Source organism: Aeromonas sp. PrichA-15, assembly GCF_017939245.1.
Taxonomy (GTDB): domain Bacteria; phylum Pseudomonadota; class Gammaproteobacteria; order Enterobacterales; family Aeromonadaceae; genus Aeromonas; species Aeromonas caviae.
Genome location: NZ_JAGKRH010000070.1, coordinates 1 through 19720, shown reverse-complemented (window position 1 = coordinate 19720; position 19720 = coordinate 1). Strand labels below are relative to the sequence as shown.

The following is a 19720-nucleotide window of genomic DNA, read 5'->3' as shown; positions in this document are numbered from 1 at the left end:
CAAACTCATGGAATTGATGAAACAGCTGGAAGTGTGGTTCCTGGTCGGCAGCCAGCACCTGTATGGCGCCACCACATTGAAGCAGGTGGCCGATCACGCCCACACCATCGCCAGCCAGCTCAACGAGGGGGCGAACCTGCCCCTCAAGATAGTGCTCAAACCCACCGGTACCACCCTGGATGAAATCAGCGCGGTGGCCCGGGATGCCAACCACGACGAGCGCTGCGCCGGGCTCATGGTGTGGATGCACACCTTCTCCCCCGCCAAGATGTGGATCCCGGCGCTGAGCCAGTTGCAAAAGCCCCTGCTGCAATTTCACACCCAGTTCAACCGGGATCTCCCCTGGAGCGAGATCGACATGGACTTCATGAACCTGAACCAGACCGCCCACGGCGGGCGCGAGTTCGGCTTCATGGGGGCCCGCCTGCGGCTGCCGCGCACCGTGGTGGTGGGTCACTGGCAAGATGAAGAGGCCAGACAGAAGATTGGCAACTGGATGCGCATCGCCGCCGCCATCCACGACAGCCGCCACCTCAAGATCGCCCGTTTTGGCGACAACATGCGCAACGTGGCGGTCACCGAGGGCGACAAGATTGAGGCCCAGATCCAGTTCGGCTATCAGGTGAACTACCACCCGGTCGGCGATCTGGTCAAGGTGATCGATGCCGTGCCCGAGAGCGACATCGAGGCGCTGCTGGCCGAATATGAAGCGACCTACACCCTGACCGAGGCGGTGCTGGCGGGTGGGCCGCTGCGTGCCTCCTTGTACGAGGCGGCGCGCCAGGAGCTGGGGATGAAGAAGTTCCTCACCGACGGCGGCTTTGGCGCTTTCACCACCACCTTCGAAGATCTCTATGGTCTGCACCAGCTGCCGGGCCTCGCCTGCCAGCGTCTGATGGAGCAAGGCTTCGGATTTGGGGCAGAAGGGGACTGGAAGACAGCGGCCCTCTTGCGCACCCTGAAAGTGATGGGATATGGCCTTGCGGGGGGTGCCTCCTTCATGGAGGACTACACCTACCATCTGGAAGCGGGCAACAACCTGGTGCTGGGGGCCCACATGCTGGAGGTCTGCCCCTCCATCGCCGCAGGCAAACCCGTGCTGGACGCCCAGCACTTAGGCATAGGCAAGAAAGCCGATCCGGCCCGCCTGCTGTTCGCGGCCCCGGCGGGCAAGGCGGTCAACGCCAGCCTCATCGATCTCGGCAACCGCTTCCGCCTGGTGGTCAATCAGCTGGAAGTGGTGGACCTGCCAGAGGCCATGCCGAAACTCCCGGTGGCCAGCGCCCTGTGGAAACCCCTGCCGGACCTGCAGACCAGCGCCGAGGCCTGGATCCTGGCGGGCGCCGCCCACCACTCGGTGTTCACCCAGGCGGTGGACATCGAGCAGCTGCGCACCTTCGCCGACATCATGGGTATCGAGTTTGTGGTCATCGACGAGCACACCCGCATCCCCGCGCTCAAGGAGCAACTGCGCTGGAACGAGGTCTACTACAAGATCTGCCAGTGACCCTTTAATCGGCCAGCGGCCATCACCATGACTGTATGGAGATGGTATTCACCTGACAACAGCCCCGCCCGCGGGGCTGTTTCATTTCGCGTCCCTCAGGGATGACCCTCCCCCTCCAGCAGCCAGTGACAGACTCGCTGCACCCCGTGGCGCTGGCTGTCGGGCCGGGCGATCAGGGCGTATTCGTGATCCGTCTCCAGCACGGGGGCAAAGGGAGCGACCAGGGCGCCGCTCTCCAGCTCCTCGGCCACTATGGTGGGATCCCCGAGAGAGAGGCCAAACCCCTGCAAGGCGGCATTCATCGCCAAGTCCAGGGTATCGAACAGCTGCCCCCCCTGGGGCTGCCAGGGGATGTCGAGGAAGGCGGCGAACCAGTTGCGCCAGTCCCGCCTATCGGCGCTGGCATGGATGAGAGGCAGCAGGGGCAGCTCGTTCAGGTCGCGCTCGAACAGACGATGCTTGGCAGCAAACGCCGGGGCGCAGACCGGGGTCAGCCGTTCCCGAAACAGGGGCTGGCTGTGGGGATAGCGCCCCAGGCAGGGCTGGTAGACGATGGCGAGATCGAAGGGCTCCCGGGAGAAGTCGATGCCATGGCTATGGCTGCCACGCACCTCCACCGCCTCCCCCTCGAACGCCTGCAACCGCCGCAGCAGCCAGCGGCTGGCGCAGGAGGGCACCTTGATGCTGATCGCCTGTTCGTGGGGCAGGGTCTGCAAGGCGCTGAGCCCCTCCCCCATGCGGGCCAGCCCTTCACGAACGAAAGGCAGCAGCCGCTCGGCGGCGGGGGTCAAGGTGAGACAACGGGTGCCGCGCACGAACAGCAGGTGGCCCAGGCGCGCCTCCAGCTGGGCGATCTGCTTGCTCACCGCCCCCTGGCTCACGCACAGCTCGTCGGCAGCCAGGGTAAAACTCAGGTGGCGGGCAGAACACTCGAAGACCTGCAGACCATAGAGAGGCAACTGAGTACGCGGCTGGGTGGACAACATGACAAGCCTCCATGCTTGAGAAAAACTCATGCATACCATGCCGAATAATCCGTTGTCCGGCAAGCCTTGGGGGGGCTAAAAAGGGACCTCTTTCACACACGCAGGTGACGGCCCCATGTCCATCCCCCAGGTTTCCAGCAAACTGCCCCAGGTGGGCACCACCATCTTCACCGTGATCGGGGATCTGGCCGCCCGCCACCCCAGCATCAACCTCTCCCAGGGGGCGCCGAGCTTCCCCTGCGATCCCGAGCTCATCCGGGTGACCCACGAGGCCATGCTGGCCGGTGAAAACCAGTACGCCCCCATGACGGGGCTGCCTGCCCTGCGCGAACAACTGGCGGCCAAGATTGCAGCCAGCTACGGCCATCACTATGACGCGGGCGAGGAAATCACCATCACCGCCAGCGCCAGCGAAGCCCTGTTCTGCGCCATCACCGCCCTGGTTCACCCCGGCGACGAGGTGATCATGTTCGAGCCGGCGTTTGACAGCTACCGCCCCATGATCCAGTTGCAGGGAGCCACCCCTGTGGTGATCGCCCTCAAGGCGCCGGATTTCGCCATTCCCTGGGACGAGGTGGCCGCCCGCATCACCCCCCGCACCCGCATGATAGTGCTCAACACCCCCCACAACCCCACCGGCACCGTCTGGCAGGCAGGGGATCAGGAGCGCCTCGCCCGCCTGGTGCGCGGCACCGACATCCTGATCCTCTCGGACGAGGTGTACGAGCACGTGGTGTTCGACGGCGCCCTGCACCAGAGCGTCATCCGCTATCCGGAGCTGGTGGAGCGCTCCGTCGCCGTCTTCTCCTTCGGCAAGACCTTCCACGTCACCGGCTGGCGGGTGGGCTACTGCGTGGCTCCCCGTCCCCTGATGGAGGAGATCCGCAAGGTGCACCAGTTCGCCATGTTCGCCGCCGACACCCCCATGCAGTACGGCTTCGCCCACCTGTTGCAGCAACCGGCCCACTATCAGGGGCTGGCAGCCTTCTACCAGCGCAAGCGTGACCTGCTCGCCTCGGCCCTGGTGGATTCGCGCCTGACCCTGCTCCCCTCGGCGGGCAGCTTCTTCATGCTGGCGAGCTACGAGCGGGTAAGCGACGAGCCCGACAGCCTCTTCGTGCAGCGGCTCATCCGCGATCACGGGGTCGCCACCATTCCGGTCTCCGCCTTCTATCACGACGGCACGGATCAAAGAGTCATCCGCCTCTCCTTCTCCAAGGATGACGACACCCTGCTGGCGGGCGCCGAGCGCCTGTGCGCCGTCTAGGGGGCACCATGGATTCACTGCGCGTTGCCGTCCTCCAGATGGTCTCCGGGGATGACCTTGACCACAACCTGACCCAGGCCGAGGCGTTGCTGCGTCAGGCCGCGGCCGAGGGGGCAGAGCTGGCCCTGCTGCCCGAATATTTCTACCTGATGCCGGTCGATGAGCGGGCGCGCGTGGCCCTGGCCGCCCCCGTTGGCGATCACCCCCTGCTTGCCTGGGCACAAGGCTTGGCCCGGGAGCTCGGGCTCTGGCTGCTGGCGGGCACCCTGCCCCTTGAAAGCGAGGAGCCAGGCAAGATGCACAACAGCAGCCTGCTCATCGACCCGCAAGGGCAGCTCGCAAGCCGCTACGACAAGCTGCACCTGTTTGGCTTTTGCACCGGGCAGGAGCAGTATGACGAGGCCGCGACCATGACCCCGGGCCGGGAGGTGGTGAGCCATCCCCTGCCCTGGGGCGTGCTGCGCCTCGGGATCTGCTACGACCTGCGCTTCCCGGAGCTGTTTCGCCTGGGGCCCGCCCCCGATTTCATCGCCCTGCCCGCGGCCTTCACCCACACCACCGGGCTCGCGCACTGGGCGCTGCTGCTGCGGGCCCGTGCGGTGGAAAACCTGGCCTTCGTGTTTGCCAGTGCCCAGGGGGGACATCACCCCGGTGGGCGGCGCACCTTCGGCCACAGCATGATCATCGATCCCTGGGGCCGGATACTGGCCCAGGTAGAGGAGGGTCAGGGCATGGCCATCGCCACCCTGGATCTGGCAGCACAGCGCACGGTGCGCAGCCAGTTGCCGGCCCTCACCCATCGCAAGATAGCCGTCGGCCCTTGAGGCCGGCACCCTTTAGCACGCTAGGAATGACACCACACTTCAAGGGACTGACCATGAAACTCAACACACTGATGATGCTGATGGCCCTGGCCACCGCCGGCCAGGCCGCCGCCAAACCCCTGGTGATCGCCACCGATGCCACCTATCCCCCCTTCGAGATGGTCGACAGCAGCGGCAAGCTCGGCGGCTTCGAGGTCGATCTCGCCTATGCCCTGTGCGCGGCCATGAAGACCGAGTGCGAGGTGATCAACCAGCCCTGGGATGCCCTGCTGCCGGGCCTGCAGGTGCGCAAGTACGACGCCATCATGTCCTCCATGAACATCACGGACGAGCGGCGCCAGAAAGTGGACTTCAGCCAGGTCTACTACATGATGCAGAACCGCTTCGTGGGGCGCAGCGACAAGGCGGCCGACTTTGCAGACGATCCGGCCCACTTCAAGGGCAAGGTGATCGCGGTGCAGGAGGGCACTCCCCAGGACAACTTCGTCACCGCCCGCTATGGCGAGGTGGCCAAGATCAAGCGCTACGTCAACGCCCAGTCTCCCATGCTGGATCTGCAGTCCGGCCGCGCCGACTACACCTTCGGCAACATGGTGCAGTTGAAGGTCGGCTTCCTCGACAAGGAGATGGGCAAGCAGTTCGCCTTCGTCGGCCCCCAGTTCAACGGCACCCAGGACAAGATCCTGGGAGAAGGGGTGGCGGTAGCCCTTCGCAAACACGATGACAAGCTCAAGGCCCGCTTCGATGCCGCCATCGAGAGTGTCAAGGCCGACGGCACCTTCAACACACTGCTCAAGAAGTACCAGCTCGAAGATCTGCTCTGATCCCGGCATGCCGGCCCCCTGGACAGTTGCAAGGGGCCACGGCAACAGGGCGGCCATTGGCCGCCCTGTGTCGTTTCCCGGCCTCTCGCCGTTATTGGGCCAGGCCCAGGTGTCCGGCAATCTCCTGATACAGGGTCTGGTAGTTGTCGTCGAAGTGGTGGGAGCCCGGCAGGGTCACCGTCGTCACGTTCGGCTGCTGCAAGCGCGGACAGAGTTTGACCGGGGAGTCATCCTCCGCCCCCTGCACGCAGAGCAGCGGCAGAGTCTGAATGCGTGTCACCTCCGGCAGGGTGGGATAGCTGCCCCCCTTGTCGTGCACCACCATGTCGCTGACGTGGATTTCGAAATCCGACGCCGTCGAGGGGGAGAGCATCACGGCCCCCGCCAGGCTGCCGCGATAGGCTGGCGGCAGACGATTGATGACGAAGGGCACTATCTCGGCACCAAAGGAGAAACCCACCAGCAACCAGCGCTGGCGCCCCCAACGGGACTGGTACTCGGTGAGGATGCGCACCAGATCCGCCGTCGCCTGCTCCGGCGTCTTCTTCTTCCAGTAATAGGAGAGCGAGCTCCAGCCCACCACCGGCATGCCGTGGGCCTGCAACTGGGCGCTGAGCCCCTTGTCCAGCGCCGCCCAGCCGCCATCCCCGCTCATGAAAACCACCATGGGGGCAGACGAGGCTTGCGCCACCGGCAACTCCACCAGCCCCAGCTCCGCACCGACCCGGCCCGGCTGGGCGGCCACTGCCGGCAAGGTGAACGAAGAGACGAAACAGCAAATCAACAGCAACAACATGGCTCTCATGGGCCAACTCCTATTTTTTCATGAGCCCGAAGGGGCCGCGACTGATGAGGGAGACGAGATGGGTCAAGGTGCGGGGCAGCACCAGATGGCCGGTACAGAGCAGGTAGCGGGGCTCCCACCTTGGGCCGAACTTCTCCTTGTAACGCCGCAATCCCTGGAAGTTGTAGAAACGGCTGCCCCGGGTGAACAGGGTGTTGCCAAGGCGGGCCCAGTAACCGCCGAGGGGGTTGTCGTTGAAGCCCGACATGGGGGCCATCCCCAGGTTGAAGCTGGCATAACCCTCCTGCTTGCCCCACAGCAGGAGCTCGACAAACAGGAAATCCATGACAGGCGCCGCCCCTGTGTCGAGGCTGTAGCGCATCAGATCGATGGAGAGGCTCTCCTTGTTGTCGCTGGTCCATAGGTTGGCAAACCCGACGATCTGCCCCTCCCGCCGCACCAGCGCCATCGGGTTGAGGGTGAGGTAGGCGGGATCGAAACTGCCCACGGAGAAGCCCTTCTCCCTGCCCTGCTTGCTGTGCAGCCAGCTGTCGGAGATCCCCTTCAACTCGGGCAGCAGGGGGGCAATCTCACCGGGGGCCACCACCTCGAAGCGCAGCCCTTCCCGCTTGCCCTTGGCGTGACTCTGGCGCAGGTTGCGCAGGCGACTGCCGGCGAGATCGAAGCTCGGCAGATCCACGATGGCCTCCTCCCCCAGCTTGAAGGGGATGAGCCCGAGATCCAGATAGACAGGCAGATAACGGGCCGACACCTGGTAGAAGACAGGGCTGACGTCGTGCTCGTCACAGCGCTCGCGAAACTGCCAGAGCAGCTCCTCCACCAGAGAGGGCTGACCGACGGGATCCCCCATCACTATCCAGCTACTGCCCTCGGCCCCGTACATGAGTAAGGCCTCGCCGCTGGGGTGGAACAGCAGGGACTTGTCCCCGAGCTGGGCCAGGTAGCCGTGGCCTCCCCCTGCCCGCATCACCAGCCCATGGGCACGGGAGAGCGCCTCGGCATCCGGCTTGCCGACGGGCAGGCGCAAGGGGGCCAGCAGATGGGCCACCCCGACCACCGCCAGCACGCCGATGACGCTCCCCATGGCGCGCAGGGCACGGGAGGCGGCCCCGGGCCCGTGGGCCGAGACGTGCAGCCAGAGGGAGGGGTCGTACTCCACATGGCGGTAGGAGAAGAGCAGCAACCACAAGGCCCCCAGCAGCACGGCCCCCACCGACATCAGCCAGGAAGGGGTGAACCGGGCGTGAAGCAGGGAACCCTTGCGATAAAAGAGAGGGCGGCAGGGGGTGATGATGAGCAAGAAGCCCCCGAGCAGCAGGGCGGACTCCCAGTCAAACCCCTTGAACAGGGAGAACAGCATGCCAAGCCCCAACAGCCACTGGGTGATCCTGAATGCCCCGTCATGACGGCGGTAGAGGCTGTGGGCCAGCAACAGCAGCAACACGCCGCTGACGCTGCCGAGCACATGGGAGAGCTCCAGCAGGTGCAGGGGCAACACCTCCAGGAAGGCTTCGATCCGCCCCCTCATAGTCGGGATCATCCCGGAGCAGAGCAGCAGGGTGCCCGCCGCGAAGGTACCCATGCTCACCAGGGCGGGCACGAACTCCCGGGTCGCCATCATCACCCCCTGCAGCCGGTGCAGGCGGGCCCGCTGTTGCAGCAGCTCCTGACCTGCGAACAGCAGCAGGGCACAGAGGAAGGGCAGGAAGTAGTAGACGCAGCGGTAGATAAGCAGGGAGGCGAGCAGCTTGTCCACCGGCAGATAGTGGGTGAGCAGCAGGCTCATGCTCGCCTCGAAGACCCCGATGCCCCCCGGCACATGGGCCAGCACCCCGAGCAGGCTGGAGAGCACGAAGGCACTGAGCAGCACCGGATAGGGCACGCTGCCCGATGGCAGCAGCACATAGAGCACGGCGGCGGCGGCCATCCAGTCGAGCAGGGCGATGAGCAGTTGCAGCAGGCGGTATCTGATGCGCGGCAGGAACAGCGGGTGTCCGCGCCAGACCAGGGCTGTCCCCGGCCACACCAGATACGCCAACACCGTCAGCAGGGCCAGGCCCCCCGCCAGTTGCAACAACCCGGTCGCCCAGCGGGGCCAGTCCACCAGCAGGGCCGCCCCCTGCCCCAGCAGCAGGGCACTGCCCCCCCAGCCCAGCAGACCGAGGAAGAAGGTGATGGAGCAAAAGAGAATTACCCTGGCCACCTCCCCGGTGCCAAGCCCCAGGGAGGAGTAGAGCCGGTAGCGTACCGAGGAGCCGGTGAGCAGCGCAAAGCCCAGGGTGTTGGAGAAGGTGTAGGCGATGAAGGAGGTCATCCCCACCTGCTGCCAGGGCAGGCGTTTGTCCAGCACCTTCAGTGCCAGCAGATCATAGCAGCAGAGGCAGCCATAGCTGAGCAGGGTGAGCAGCAGGGCGCCCCCCAACTGCGGCAAGGGTTGTGACCAGATGGCCTGGCGGATGTCGTGCCAGTGCCACAGGTGGGTCAAATGATAGAGGACGGTCAAGGCCGCCCCCAGCAGCAGCAGGCTGCACAGGGGGCCTATCCAGATCAACAGCTGACGCCGCATTCAAGATTCCTGTCAAAAAGCGTGGAGAAAGAGAGCCTCCGAAAGCGGGCGGACAAGGCGCCCTCCCGGAGTGACTCCCCCACAGGCGGCGCGTGACGCCGCACGTTCACGGGGGCAATCCTATGATTTACCAGGCCCTGCCCGCTCGCCACTTTTCTTCTGTAACCTTATGTACAGGCAGACAAAACATCCCCGTCCGGGATAGAGGCAGGAGACGCCATGACACCCTCCCCCCTGATAAGACGCTTCCCCCAAAACGCCCTGGGGCGCGATCTGGCCGTCGGCGACATCCACGGCCACTTCGCCCTGTTGCAGCAGGCCCTCGACACCCTGGATTTTGATCCCGCCCGGGACCGTCTCTTCAGCGTCGGGGATCTGGCGGATCGCGGGCCCGAGTGCAGCGAGGTGATCCACTGGCTGGCCAGACCCTGGTTTCACCCGGTCTGCGGCAATCACGACGACTACGTCTGCCGTTACGAGAGCTGCGATCGGGAGAACTGGATCCGAAACGGCGGCGGCTGGTTTCAGCACCTGACCCCTGCCGAGCAGGCGGCGTTCGCCGTCCACTACCGCAGCCTGCCCCTGGTCATCGAGGTGGCCACCCCGGCCGGTCCGGTCGGGCTGCTTCACGCCGATTGTCCCTTCTCCTCCTGGCAGGGGCTGCTGGACCAACTCGATGCCGGGGTGAGCGGCGGACGGCTTCGGGCCATCAAGAACGTCTGCCTCTGGTCAAGGCGCCGTATCGAACGGCTGGACGAGAGCGGGGTCGCGGATCTCGCCGCCCTGGTGGTGGGCCACACCCCGGTGAGGGAGCCGGTGCGCCTTGGCAACGTCCACTACATCGACACCGGCGGCTGGTATCCCGAGGAGGGCGGCTACTTCACCCTGCTGGACCTCAATACCCTGACCCCTCACTTTCCCCTGCCCTGAGCCGGACCGATGGGATGATCAGGCTCACGGACAACGCCCACTGCCCATTAAAGCGCCAGGCGAACGCCCCGGACTTCGCTCTGCCAGCGCGATGGTTTACCATGCAGGCAATTGCGGTGCATGGCACCCCCACCCAGGCGCCAGGCGCCGCCGTCATCGGACACTCCTTTCGAGCAACATGAGCACATCAGCGCACCCGGCCAGCGGGCCCACGTTCTATTTCCACGTTTTGCAATATGTCTTTTTTAATGGCCTGATTTATAAAGATTTATGATTCTAACGCTGATGAGAGTGGTACACAATTGGGACGTGGTGAAATTTGAGGGGCATTGCTACAGATAGTAACACTCTTCGACTGAGCAACTTAACCGACAGGATTTCATCCGTTTTTGCCGTAATAGAGCCAAGCCAGACCCGTCCAGCTGTTTCATATTTGAAACATCACATGCAGAAGTTCGTAGACATAAACTGCAGAAGTTCATTTTCCTGTTATATTTAAATCACTTGCTGAAGAATTCAAACAACATCACTCAAGCCTGAAAGGCTCCCCCATGTAGAAAGCACCCACCAGAAGACCATAAACAAGCCGCACTCGCTCATCCCTGCCTAACAGCACACCGAGTAGCACTTCGCCGCTTGCCAAATCGTCACCATGCCAGAAGCACCAGAGGGCGACTTCTACCACATCCAGCCGGCTGGCATGGCCCAGCTGATTGCGAGACTTGCGCCGCCAGCTACCACGCACCACCGAACCAGTATTCGGGGAGCGGGCAGCTAACGCCCGCTGCTCCATCACGCTTGGTGTGAGTCCATCCAGCTTGGCCTGACGACGACCCCCTCCCCGCAGCAATTTGTCAAGCAACAGCGCCAACAAGCGAAATACATCCTGATCTTCAAAGCAGGCATACTTCCCCAGCAAGTCGACAGCACTGGTTGTATGGAGATGGTTTTCACCCAACAGTTTAATGCGCGCCGTTGCCCAGATAGCTCAGTCGGTAGAGCAGGGGATTGAAAATCCCCATGACAGTTTCCATACCACAGCTCTGGATAGCACACCCCACAAGGCTTCGCTTTCAATGCGAGGCCTTTTTGTTATGCGTCTCTGGTCAATCTCTGGCAAGGTTGCTCACCGAGCACTGGATTAATAATCCTCTTACCTCTGCTCCGCTGCTTCATCTGACAACAGATAGCAAAGTACGCCCCCCTCCCCTGCAATGACCTCCGCCTCCTACGAACAACGCGTGCCCTCCCAGCCAACTCTTGTGTGATACCGCTTATGTGATACAGGTTGTGTCGTGAGCCGAATCCCCGTTATTATCGGCTCACTATGTGAGCCAAATACGCATCAGATTCGGCTCACATATCGAGCCGAATATGCATTCGATTCGGCTCATCGGTGACGTGACCTGTAACAATAAGGGGATGGGCAAGCAGATGACTGAAGATTGGATCTGGCAGCATGAGGGCTGGCCACACTTTTGCTGGCAAGATGAACCGCTACAGCCACGGCTGCGCACGGCGCAACGCAATCTCGGGATCCTCCTCGGCACCCATTCCGTTCACGGCTCTACGCAAACGCAGCAAGCCCAGGCGCTCGATACCCTGCTGGCGAATATCCTCGCCTCATCGGCCATTGAAGATGAACGGCTCAATGCCCAATCGGTACGCTCATCGCTGGCCCGTCGCCTCGGCGTATCCGAAGAACAGCCCTACCCCATCTCGGATCGCTCCGAAGGCTTGGCTGCCATGATGCTCGATGCCATCGACAATCGACATCAGCCGCTAACGCTGGAGCGCCTGTTGCAATGGCATCACTGGCTGTTTCCTGCCGACGACTGGACATTACAGCGTGTGCGGGTGAGCCAGCTACGCGGTGAAGAGCCGATGCAGGTGGTATCCGGGCGACTGGATCGGCCCACAGTGCATTTCGAGGCCCCGCCACGCCAGGGTCTTGAGCAGGCACTCGCCTGCTTTATCGACTGGTTCAATGCCAGCCTGAACGACCCCAGCCAGGATCCACTGCTGCGCGCCGCCATCTGCCACCTGTGGTTTGTCACCCTGCACCCCTTTGATGATGGTAATGGTCGTATCACCCGTGCCCTCACCGATCTGGCGCTCTCTCAGGCCGACAGCCAGAGCATCCGCCTGTATGCCATGTCGGTGGCGATCCTCGAACAGCGAGCCGATTACTACCGTGCTCTGGAACAAACCCAGAAAGGCGGACTGGATATCACGGCCTGGCTGATCTGGTTTCTGGATACGCTCAATGCCACGTTGGAGCAGGCCCAACAAGCGATCACCCGCACCTTGGCCAAGAGCCGTTTCTGGCAGCAACACGGCAGCGAACCACTGAGTGCCGAGCAAATCAAGGTGTTGAACAGGATGCTGGACGGCGGCGAGAGCGGTTTTTTGCAGGGTATCAGCGCCAGCCAATATCAGAAGGTGGCCAAGGTCAGTAAAGCCACCGCAACCCGCCATCTGGCCGACTTGTTAGAGAAAGACTGCCTTGAAAAAATGCCTGGGGGCGGTAGAAATACCCGTTATCAGATCAAGGTGACGCCGTAAGAGTAGTGATTTTGGTCAATGTGCATGTTCTAAACCGAAGATTATCAGGGCATTACGGGTAACTGACAGGCGAGCAAATCGTCGTGATCCGGTCTTTCCGCGCAACCAAGCGTAATCTGTATTTTGGTTAAACTGTGCGCTAAATAACTGATCCCAATAGTGCTACACCTTCGCTGTTCCTCTATTATCATCACCTAGGTCATGGTCGAGGCTAATTTCTGTCACTGCTCCTGTTTTTAGCCATGCAATCGCTTCGTCTGGCCAGAATACGCGAACGCACCCTGCCGGTGTTTCTCTCTCATCGTCCAGATACAATTTCATGTTGCTTCCTCTTGGTCACTACAGGCTCATCAGTCATGACATATTTTCTGCAATAGGCGAACAACACCGCGATTAGCCCCATCAACAATCTGCTCACCGGGAAACGGCAGCCGGGATGACAACCCGGGGTCGGGATCGATGTAATAGACAGATGCGCCTGGGTTGATGTTTTGCAGCAAAGAGAATGCAGGTTCAACCAGTAAACTGGTGCCGATAATTATCACAATATCGGCCTCGCAGAGCCAGCGACGAGCGTGTTGATACTCATAAACCGTCTCACCAAACAGCACGATATCAGGGCGCAACTGTGAGCGGGTACATGGGCAGCACTCGCCCATCTTTACATCCTTGGACCACAGCTGCCGGTATTTTGGACTACGAAAGCCCTTGGGTACCAAAAACCGGATTGAACCATGCAGATGAATAACACCATGGCTACCGGCCCTCTCATGTAAGTCATCAATATTCTGGGTGATGATCCCAACACGATATTTCGGCTGTAGCTGGGCGATCAGATAGTGGGCTTGCGAGGGGGAGGCTTCCAACATGGTTTGACGCCGCTGGTTGTGAAAGGCCAGGAAACCAGCCAGATCCGTGTCCAGGCTGCTCGCGTGTGAATAGCGCCAGTTTTCATCGTGATGCCAAATACCCTCCTTGCCTCTGAACGTGGGTACTCCGCTTTCCGCTGACAAGCCAGCCCCGGTGAAGAAGATGATATTGGGGTGATAACCTTGGCCTGTAGTAAGGGCTTGTGCTCGTCTCTTTCGATGACGGCGCTGATGTCTTCGTGCTCGGGAAGAAATTGGTTGCATAAGATTACCTTTGGTCAGCATCGGCTGAAATTGACAAATTAGTTGGCGTCATCCCACTCGGGTAAGGGCAATTTAGAAGCCTTGCGACAATGCCTGTTTGGGCAACAAAGGGGAGGTCCTGCAGGCAGATGGCTACGCCGGCTATGGGGAAGTGCGCGCGCGCAACGGGCTCACCCGCATCGGCTGCTGGGGCCATGCCCGGCGCAAATTTATCGAGGCTACCCAGGCGGCACCGTCCGTTGCGAAGGGCAAGAACAAGCCCAGTGCCAGCAAGGCCGACGTGGCCCTGGGGTACATAGGTAAGCTCTATGCCATCGAGCGGGAACAGCGGGAGCGCAGTGATGCCGAGCGCTATCAGGCGCGGCAGGTGCGGAGTGTTCCCCTGCTAAATGAGTTCAAAACCTGGCTGGAAGATAACGTCGGCAAGGTGATGAAAGGATCGCTGACGCGTAGGGCGATGGAGTACACGCTGGCGCAGTGGCCCTGTCTGGCGGGTTACTGCGAACGAGGCGATCTGCACATCAGCAATGTCCTGGCGGAGAACGCGATCCGCCCCTTCGCGGTGGGTCGCAAGGCGTGGTTGTTCGCTGATAGCGCGCAAGGCGCCAAGGCGAGTGCGACCTGCTACTCGTTGCTGGAGATCGCCAAAGCCAATCAACTGGAGCCGTCAGCGTATATCAATTATGTGCTGGAGCGGATCGGCGAAGCGGGCCGCCTTGAAAAGCTGGAATTGCTGCTACCGTGGAATGTAGCGCTGGAGCCGATTTCAAAAAAAGTGGTGCAATACCGTTAAGGCAAGTACGTCGATTTAGCGGCGCTTACCTAAAAAGAGTGTGAACAAGGATCTAACGGCAATAATTTGAGCCGTGTTAGTCTAGGTCAAATGGAACTTGCCTGAGGGATATCATGCCGATACAACCACCCCCTTCTACTTATCGCTGCCCAACATGTGGCTGGCACAAGACGGTTGTCCCCAAGAGCGACGTTATGGTACGTGGCCACACTTGGTTTGAGGCCTGTCCCGAGTGCCACCATGCCCCACTGGAAAAAACGTCGGCCACCATGGTGGAACTGGCCATTGCGACGCTGAAGGGTGTCATCCGCAAGTAATCGCTGTTATTACCCCTCGCTATTCCAGCCAGTTCGTCACCAACCAGATGCTCAAGCAGCAGGACAGAGAGCATGGTTGCCAAAGCTGGCTATTCATCTGATTGAGAAGGAGATCATCGTTGAATTTTGAACAGTTGAAAACCCGTCACCGGACGCTGCGTGAACACTCTCCCAGCAATCTCAACCTGCGAGTTCATCGTGCAATAAGCTGGCTGCAACGCGCTGAAATGGCCGAAGATGAAGATGGGCGCTTTATCTTTCTCTGGATTGCGTTCAATGCAGCTTATGCCACTGAAATCGATGACGATCGTCGCCTCTCGGAACAGGAGACCTTCAAAGGCTTTCTGGAGAAACTGTGCGACCTGGATGAGCACAAAAAGATCGAACATCTGGTCTGGCAGGAGTTCTCGGGCAGTATCCGCATACTGCTGGATACCCCGTTTGTACTACAAGGCTTCTGGGATTATCACAGCGGCAAGATAAGCGAAGCCCAGTGGAAAGAGCGGCTGGCACAAGGCAAGAAGATGGCAAACCAGGCACTCGCCAGCGGCAATACCCCGCAGTTGCTGGGCGTGGTGTTTAACCGCCTCTATACCTTGCGCAACCAGTTGATCCATGGCGGTGCGACCTGGAACAGCTCGGTCAATCGCAAACAACTGAAGGATTGTGCCAACCTGCTCGGCAAACTGGTCCCGGTGATCATCGAGTTGATGATGGTTCATCCCGATACCCTGTGGGGAGATGCCTGTTATCCGGTGGTTGAGCTGGCTGGTTAACCAGCCGCAAGATGGCGGGGCAACGACTGCCCTGCCTCTTCAATCACTAAGATCTGGCAGATAGAAAGCACCAGCCAGCAGACCATTATTGCCAGCGACTATGCCATGACCGGGAACCGGCTATTGATCAGCCAACGGATCCCCTTGGTGCATTACGCATTGGAGCGGATGCTAGTGAGCTATAACGGCGAACACCAACAACATCCCCTGCTCTACCCTCTGGTGCTGGCAAATCGGGAGGAGCGCATCGAACAAGGCTGTACCTTCAAGCTAAAGAGTACGGATTTGCAAGTGCTGCGGTAGTGCGTAGGCATGAAGGTGAATGGGGTTTATGGCAAGGCGGGATCGCACTTTGTTAATGAAATTTGAACGGGCAGATCATCTGTGATCTAATCACGCTTCCATGTAGGGTGCGCCGGGCACATGAACCTTCATAACTCGGTGAAGAGCTGTTGATTATTCGCAAGGAGTTCGATTGCTTTGCGCTTTTTCTTTCTGCGCCAGAGGCACTCCGTGAACACTTAGATTTAGTCGCGCTCGATAAAGATGGCATTATTGGAAACAAGCTGGACGACAGTGGCCGAGATGTAATGTAGCAGGCGCTTAAATACGCCACTACAGCAAGCAGCGCAAAGTTTAAGGTAAATGATAAAGGAGAAAGGATGACAGTTAGGGTATTAACGCGTACAGCTGCTGAAATTTTCGAGGGTAAACTGATAGCCAGTGTTGATGGGAAAGGAATTGTTGGTCAATTATCTATCCCTGAATATCAACGCCCTTATTGCTGGAAAGCGCAACAAATTGAACAACTTTTAACAGATATTAGAGCGCAAAACAGGCAGCTTTCAGACTTACCCTACTATCTTGGCAGTTTGATCTTGCATCAGGAAAACGGGAAATTGAACATTATTGATGGTCAGCAAAGGGTAACAACTCTGGTGCTGATTGCCAGCCTGCTGCAACAAGGCCAGAACTTGCCATTGGTCAACTCACTGGAATATGAACATCCCATTAGCCAGCAGCAGATTAAGCAAAACTTAAAATGGCTGCAAAGCAGTTTTAGTGAACAACCAGAGTATTGGCAAGAACTGTTGGATTTTAATAAACTGCAATTTACCTTGGTGATCACACAGACTGAAGATGATGCCTATCGATTTTTTGAAACGCAAAATACCGGCGGTGTGCGTCTAGGTGGTACAGATATTATTAAGGCTCACCACCTACGAGCTGTCCATTCCCTACACCAAAAGATGTTTGCAACACAGTGGGAATCATTAGGCAAGCTGGATGATACCGTCAGCGCGTTATTAAAAGCCCGTTATTGGCAGCACATAAATATGCGTGAACTGCCTTCGCACCAAAAGAAAAAACAGCTTCGTGACGCCATTGTCTTCGAACTAGGCGAACAAACTGGAAAGGGGGAAGATATTGCTTTTGGGCGAGTGTATCGCCAGATTGGATTGGCTGGCGAGATAAGCCATCATCTTGCCCAACAAGGTTACGATCTTCGTCAGCCGTTGAATGCAGGTGTGAACAGCATTCGGTATTTAAGCTACTGTCAAAGCCTGTATCAACATTACTGGGAAAAGCCGGATTTGCCCCATTTACCTGGTTATAAAGTTTTTATAGCTTGGTTGAAAGGTCTGGAAGGCTGCGATTATCTCGAAGGGCTCTACAAGACTTGCTTGCTTCAATACATCAGTCAATTTGGAGAAAACCAGCTAGAAGAAGCTGCCCAAAAGCTATTTCGCGTGGTGTATTCACGTCGAGTTAGCAATCAAAAGACCGTTCGTGAAAACTCTATTTATGCCTTTGTCAGAGAGACGCCTGTTTTGGATTGGATTGCGCTTAGCTATACGCCCGGTCAATGTTTCCAATACCTAGATACCTTTGTCCTCACCGTGGATGGCAGCAACCTCGACAGTAACAGTGTGAAAAAACGTTATATGAACAAAGTTTGTCAGTTCTTTGAATTACCTTTGGGACCAGAGGATTATAAGCAGGGCTTCGCTCAAGCTTTAACGCACAAAGTGGTAGGAGGCATGTAATCATGTCATCGTTTATTTCCAATAAAGTCGAAACAGAACTGCTCACGTTACAACAAGTACATGAGCGTAAGTTGGGTTTCCTCATTCCTAGCTACCAACGGCCTTATGTCTGGACTGATGAGGATGTTGTGAGGCTGTTCGAAGATATAAAAACGGCGTTTGAATCAAAAGAAGTCCAATACTTTATCGGCAGTGCGCTTTCTGCCCGTCGAGAGACTGCAACGCATAATTTGTACGAGTTGATTGATGGCCAGCAGCGTACTACCACCTTGATGCTTATTTCTATTGCTTTTAAAGCCTCAAAAATACCCACTGCTTTAGGGGAAGTATCGGTGCTTGGCAAACAGTCACGTCTCTGTTTTGAAATTCGTGAATCAGTAAGCAACTTGCTTGGTAGCTTTGCTGAATTGGATGATTTGCCACGACCAAGCGATGAGGAAATTAAACAAGATGAGTACTTGCGCCAACTGGCAGCCAATTTGAGAGTGTTGCATCAATACGTTGAAAAACTAAAGAGTGTTAACAACTTCGATCTCACAGCTTTTGCCAATTACCTTTTCACTAAAGTGGTATGGGTAAACAACATCGTACCGGTTAGTATGGATCTGAATCGACTTTTTTCTAGCATGAATACTGCAGGCATTCAGTTAGAACCTGTTGATCTGCTAAAAGCACGGCTTTTAAAGAAAATAAATACCGAAAAGGCATTCTACAGCAAGATTTGGCAAGCCTGTGAGCATCTAGACAATTACTTCGAGCGCAACTTACGGCAGATATTCGATAACGCAGACTGGAATGCTCTTGAGTACAAAGATTTGTCGGTGTTAAATGCAGTTTTTATTGAGTCGGAAAATGCACCGAAAGCAGAGTTCGGCACAGGCAAATCAGTAAGTAGGTTGCTGGCAGAGGTTAATGCCGGTGATGTAACAGATAACGCAAAAGATCTAGTGCAATCTGATGGTACTGACAATATTGATGCCGAAACTGTGTATTGTCGCTCCATTATCAGTTTTGAATTACTGTTAATTCATACCCTGAGAATATTCTGTGCCAGAAATGGTTGGAATGATCTAGAGCCACGAATTAAGGCAAGTAACCTTTTGGCATGCTTTGAAGTTCTGGTAAAACAGGATGAAACCGACATTAAAGCTTTTATCGAACTACTGTGGCAAGTGCGTTATCAGTTTGATACTTGGGTGGTGAAATGGGTTGAGCATGATGACAGAGAAGATCCCCATTTACGCCTAACCAATATCAACCGCTCGATATCAAGCGGAAAATATTACATTAATCGTACCGCTAAGGATCTAAGCAATCTGGTGCAATTGCAATCTGTACGTAACTTTACCGGTGACCGCTCTGCTCATTATTGGCTGACAGCACTTCTCGGTTGTCTCATAAAACAGTCTGATATGAATGAATATCAGGTGTTGGCAATACTGGAGCAATTAGATAACGACCTATCGTTATCCATTGAAACTCAAAAAGAAGCTAGCTTTAAGATTGCAAAAGGATTACGACCTGACGTTGCTAAATGGAATGAACAACAAACTTACTTTACCGAACCATTAGGTACTCGTTTTGAACATTACTGGTTTCAGAAACTGGAATACTTGCTATGGAAGCAGGGAGATAAAACAGACGAGAAGCTTAAAACTTATCGCATTACCTCAAAAAACTCGGTGGAGCATGTGCACCCACAGAATGAAGAGCATAAGAAAGCTATTGATCACGATGCACTGCATGCTTTTGGTAACTTAGTTCTATTAAGTCCCAGTGAAAACTCTTCATACAGTAACCAGACTGTGTTAAAGAAAAGAGCAGATTTTGACAGCAAACCTCGTTATGATTCTTTAAAGCTAAAAGATATTTTTGTGACGTATCAGGAGTCAAACAATCAATGGACAGAATGTGAAATACAAAAACATCAGGAAAAAATGTTATCTTTGTTAGAAATACATTATGTAGAAAGGGAGTCATCAGATGGATTAAAGAAGACAAATTTCCACCGCCTATCAATAACGGCTTTTATTCTGCCGCAGCGGTAAATAGCTGGATATCAAGGAAAAAGGACTCATCTTAGATGATGAATCACACCATCTTATGGGTCAGTTATATTTAAATATCCTGTAAGGATTTTACTGCTTCCATTAATTTTGTATCCCATAACTCATATGCCTCACGTTGCTCATCAATCCAATCATGGAGATTGTAAATAGCCATGACACCCGCCATCCGTAAGTATTCACCGGAACAGTATTGACACAGGAAAAATGAGACGATCGTCTCTTGATCCCACTTTCCTGCTTGCTTGATCCTGCTCCTTAGATACGCTCCCCCCATGAGCAAAAACACCATGCATTCCGCGGGAATGCCCAC

At 57.2% G+C, this 19720-nt stretch carries 18 protein-coding genes; 11 read left to right on the top strand and 7 right to left on the bottom strand.

The genetic code is table 11. From position 1 onward, the window contains the following. The first annotated feature begins 7 nt into the window (after positions 1 to 7). Positions 8 to 1507: an L-arabinose isomerase gene (araA, locus tag J9889_RS11130; protein WP_010674472.1), complete on the top strand. Its 1500-nt coding sequence runs from the start codon at positions 8 to 10 to the stop codon at positions 1505 to 1507. A gap of 95 nt (positions 1508 to 1602) precedes the next feature. Here araA and J9889_RS11125 read toward each other — a convergent pair whose 3' ends face one another. Then, positions 1603 to 2493: a LysR family transcriptional regulator gene (locus J9889_RS11125; RefSeq protein ID WP_010674471.1), complete on the bottom strand. Its 891-nt coding sequence runs from the start codon at positions 2491 to 2493 to the stop codon at positions 1603 to 1605. Between the two features lie 115 nt (positions 2494 to 2608). Here J9889_RS11125 and J9889_RS11120 point away from each other — a divergent pair, with 115 nt between their 5' ends. The 3 genes from J9889_RS11120 to J9889_RS11110 are packed head-to-tail and all read left to right on the top strand — an operon-like array spanning position 2609 to position 5408. Beyond that, positions 2609 to 3760 (top strand): methionine aminotransferase, encoded by a 1152-nt coding sequence (locus J9889_RS11120; RefSeq protein ID WP_010674470.1) that lies wholly within the window; start codon positions 2609 to 2611, stop codon positions 3758 to 3760. An 8-nt stretch (positions 3761 to 3768) separates the two neighbouring features. Then, positions 3769 to 4584, top strand: coding sequence for a carbon-nitrogen hydrolase family protein (locus J9889_RS11115; protein WP_010674469.1), 816 nt, complete (start codon positions 3769 to 3771; stop codon positions 4582 to 4584). A gap of 53 nt (positions 4585 to 4637) precedes the next feature. Then, on the top strand, positions 4638 to 5408 hold the full coding sequence (locus tag J9889_RS11110) for an ABC transporter substrate-binding protein (protein WP_010674468.1): 771 nt from the start codon (positions 4638 to 4640) through the stop codon (positions 5406 to 5408). A 91-nt stretch (positions 5409 to 5499) separates the two neighbouring features. Here the strand turns inward: J9889_RS11110 and J9889_RS11105 are convergent, their stop codons facing one another. Next, a complete protein-coding gene (locus J9889_RS11105) occupies positions 5500 to 6213 on the bottom strand; it encodes an AcvB/VirJ family lysyl-phosphatidylglycerol hydrolase (RefSeq protein ID WP_010674467.1) in 714 nt (237 codons plus the stop codon). Between the two features lie 10 nt (positions 6214 to 6223). Continuing rightward, positions 6224 to 8779 (bottom strand): bifunctional lysylphosphatidylglycerol flippase/synthetase MprF, encoded by a 2556-nt coding sequence (gene mprF, locus J9889_RS11100; protein WP_010674466.1) that lies wholly within the window; start codon positions 8777 to 8779, stop codon positions 6224 to 6226. A 219-nt stretch (positions 8780 to 8998) separates the two neighbouring features. On the opposite strand from mprF, the gene J9889_RS11095 reads away from it, so the two are divergent. Then, positions 8999 to 9709 (top strand): metallophosphoesterase, encoded by a 711-nt coding sequence (locus J9889_RS11095; protein WP_010674465.1) that lies wholly within the window; start codon positions 8999 to 9001, stop codon positions 9707 to 9709. 526 nt (positions 9710 to 10235) lie between these two features. Here the strand turns inward: J9889_RS11095 and J9889_RS24085 are convergent. Continuing rightward, complete coding sequence (locus tag J9889_RS24085; protein ID WP_246878074.1) at positions 10236 to 10667, bottom strand: ADP-ribosylglycohydrolase; 432 nt, start codon at positions 10665 to 10667, stop codon at positions 10236 to 10238. A gap of 371 nt (positions 10668 to 11038) precedes the next feature. On the opposite strand from J9889_RS24085, the gene J9889_RS11085 reads away from it, so the two are divergent. Beyond that, positions 11039 to 12274, top strand: coding sequence for a Fic family protein (locus tag J9889_RS11085; protein WP_274439360.1), 1236 nt, complete (start codon positions 11039 to 11041; stop codon positions 12272 to 12274). 162 nt (positions 12275 to 12436) lie between these two features. On the opposite strand, the gene J9889_RS11080 is transcribed toward J9889_RS11085, so the two are convergent. Both J9889_RS11080 and J9889_RS11075 read right to left on the bottom strand, forming a co-directional pair. Further along, positions 12437 to 12595 (bottom strand): cyclic-phosphate processing receiver domain-containing protein, encoded by a 159-nt coding sequence (locus tag J9889_RS11080; RefSeq protein ID WP_210556711.1) that lies wholly within the window; start codon positions 12593 to 12595, stop codon positions 12437 to 12439. A gap of 29 nt (positions 12596 to 12624) precedes the next feature. Next, positions 12625 to 13407, bottom strand: a complete 783-nt coding sequence (locus J9889_RS11075) for a Sir2 family NAD-dependent protein deacetylase (RefSeq protein WP_039038878.1) — start codon at positions 13405 to 13407, stop codon at positions 12625 to 12627. A 97-nt stretch (positions 13408 to 13504) separates the two neighbouring features. On the opposite strand from J9889_RS11075, the gene J9889_RS11070 reads away from it, so the two are divergent. From J9889_RS11070 to J9889_RS11050, 5 genes are all read left to right on the top strand, one after another. Next, positions 13505 to 14200, top strand: a complete 696-nt coding sequence (locus J9889_RS11070; RefSeq protein WP_266141178.1) for an IS66 family transposase — start codon at positions 13505 to 13507, stop codon at positions 14198 to 14200. 436 nt (positions 14201 to 14636) lie between these two features. Beyond that, positions 14637 to 15293 (top strand): HEPN domain-containing protein, encoded by a 657-nt coding sequence (locus J9889_RS11065; RefSeq protein WP_104452860.1) that lies wholly within the window; start codon positions 14637 to 14639, stop codon positions 15291 to 15293. A gap of 168 nt (positions 15294 to 15461) precedes the next feature. After that, the gene (locus J9889_RS24515; protein WP_260395837.1) at positions 15462 to 15596 is read left to right on the top strand and encodes a hypothetical protein; all 135 of its coding nucleotides are present in this window, start codon (positions 15462 to 15464) and stop codon (positions 15594 to 15596) included. A 359-nt stretch (positions 15597 to 15955) separates the two neighbouring features. Next, positions 15956 to 17341 carry a DUF262 domain-containing protein gene (locus tag J9889_RS11055; protein ID WP_210556709.1) on the top strand — a complete coding sequence of 462 codons (1386 nt, stop codon included), beginning with the start codon at positions 15956 to 15958 and terminating at the stop codon, positions 17339 to 17341. Between the two features lie 2 nt (positions 17342 to 17343). After that, complete coding sequence (locus J9889_RS11050) at positions 17344 to 19389, top strand: DUF262 domain-containing protein (RefSeq protein ID WP_210556707.1); 2046 nt, start codon at positions 17344 to 17346, stop codon at positions 19387 to 19389. A 70-nt stretch (positions 19390 to 19459) separates the two neighbouring features. Here the strand turns inward: J9889_RS11050 and J9889_RS11045 are convergent. After that, positions 19460 to 19720 (bottom strand): hypothetical protein (locus J9889_RS11045; protein WP_210556706.1); only part of this gene is annotated, 261 nt, incomplete at its 5' end.

What these genes read in the sequence shown, in the direction of transcription:
- J9889_RS11075 (WP_039038878.1), bottom strand. Translation starts at nt 13,407, where the DNA reads ATGCAACCAATTTCTTCCCGAGCACGAAGACATCAGCGCCGTCATCGA.
- J9889_RS11120 (WP_010674470.1), top strand. Translation starts at nt 2,609, where the DNA reads ATGTCCATCCCCCAGGTTTCCAGCAAACTGCCCCAGGTGGGCACCACC.
- J9889_RS11115 (WP_010674469.1), top strand. Translation starts at nt 3,769, where the DNA reads ATGGATTCACTGCGCGTTGCCGTCCTCCAGATGGTCTCCGGGGATGAC.
- J9889_RS24515 (WP_260395837.1), top strand. Translation starts at nt 15,462, where the DNA reads ATGCTAGTGAGCTATAACGGCGAACACCAACAACATCCCCTGCTCTAC.
- J9889_RS11095 (WP_010674465.1), top strand. Translation starts at nt 8,999, where the DNA reads ATGACACCCTCCCCCCTGATAAGACGCTTCCCCCAAAACGCCCTGGGG.
- J9889_RS11110 (WP_010674468.1), top strand. Translation starts at nt 4,638, where the DNA reads ATGAAACTCAACACACTGATGATGCTGATGGCCCTGGCCACCGCCGGC.
- J9889_RS11050 (WP_210556707.1), top strand. Translation starts at nt 17,344, where the DNA reads ATGTCATCGTTTATTTCCAATAAAGTCGAAACAGAACTGCTCACGTTA.
- araA (WP_010674472.1), top strand. Translation starts at nt 8, where the DNA reads ATGGAATTGATGAAACAGCTGGAAGTGTGGTTCCTGGTCGGCAGCCAG.
- J9889_RS11105 (WP_010674467.1), bottom strand. Translation starts at nt 6,213, where the DNA reads ATGAGAGCCATGTTGTTGCTGTTGATTTGCTGTTTCGTCTCTTCGTTC.
- J9889_RS11080 (WP_210556711.1), bottom strand. Translation starts at nt 12,595, where the DNA reads ATGAAATTGTATCTGGACGATGAGAGAGAAACACCGGCAGGGTGCGTT.
- mprF (WP_010674466.1), bottom strand. Translation starts at nt 8,779, where the DNA reads ATGCGGCGTCAGCTGTTGATCTGGATAGGCCCCCTGTGCAGCCTGCTG.
- J9889_RS11125 (WP_010674471.1), bottom strand. Translation starts at nt 2,493, where the DNA reads ATGTTGTCCACCCAGCCGCGTACTCAGTTGCCTCTCTATGGTCTGCAG.
- J9889_RS11055 (WP_210556709.1), top strand. Translation starts at nt 15,956, where the DNA reads ATGACAGTTAGGGTATTAACGCGTACAGCTGCTGAAATTTTCGAGGGT.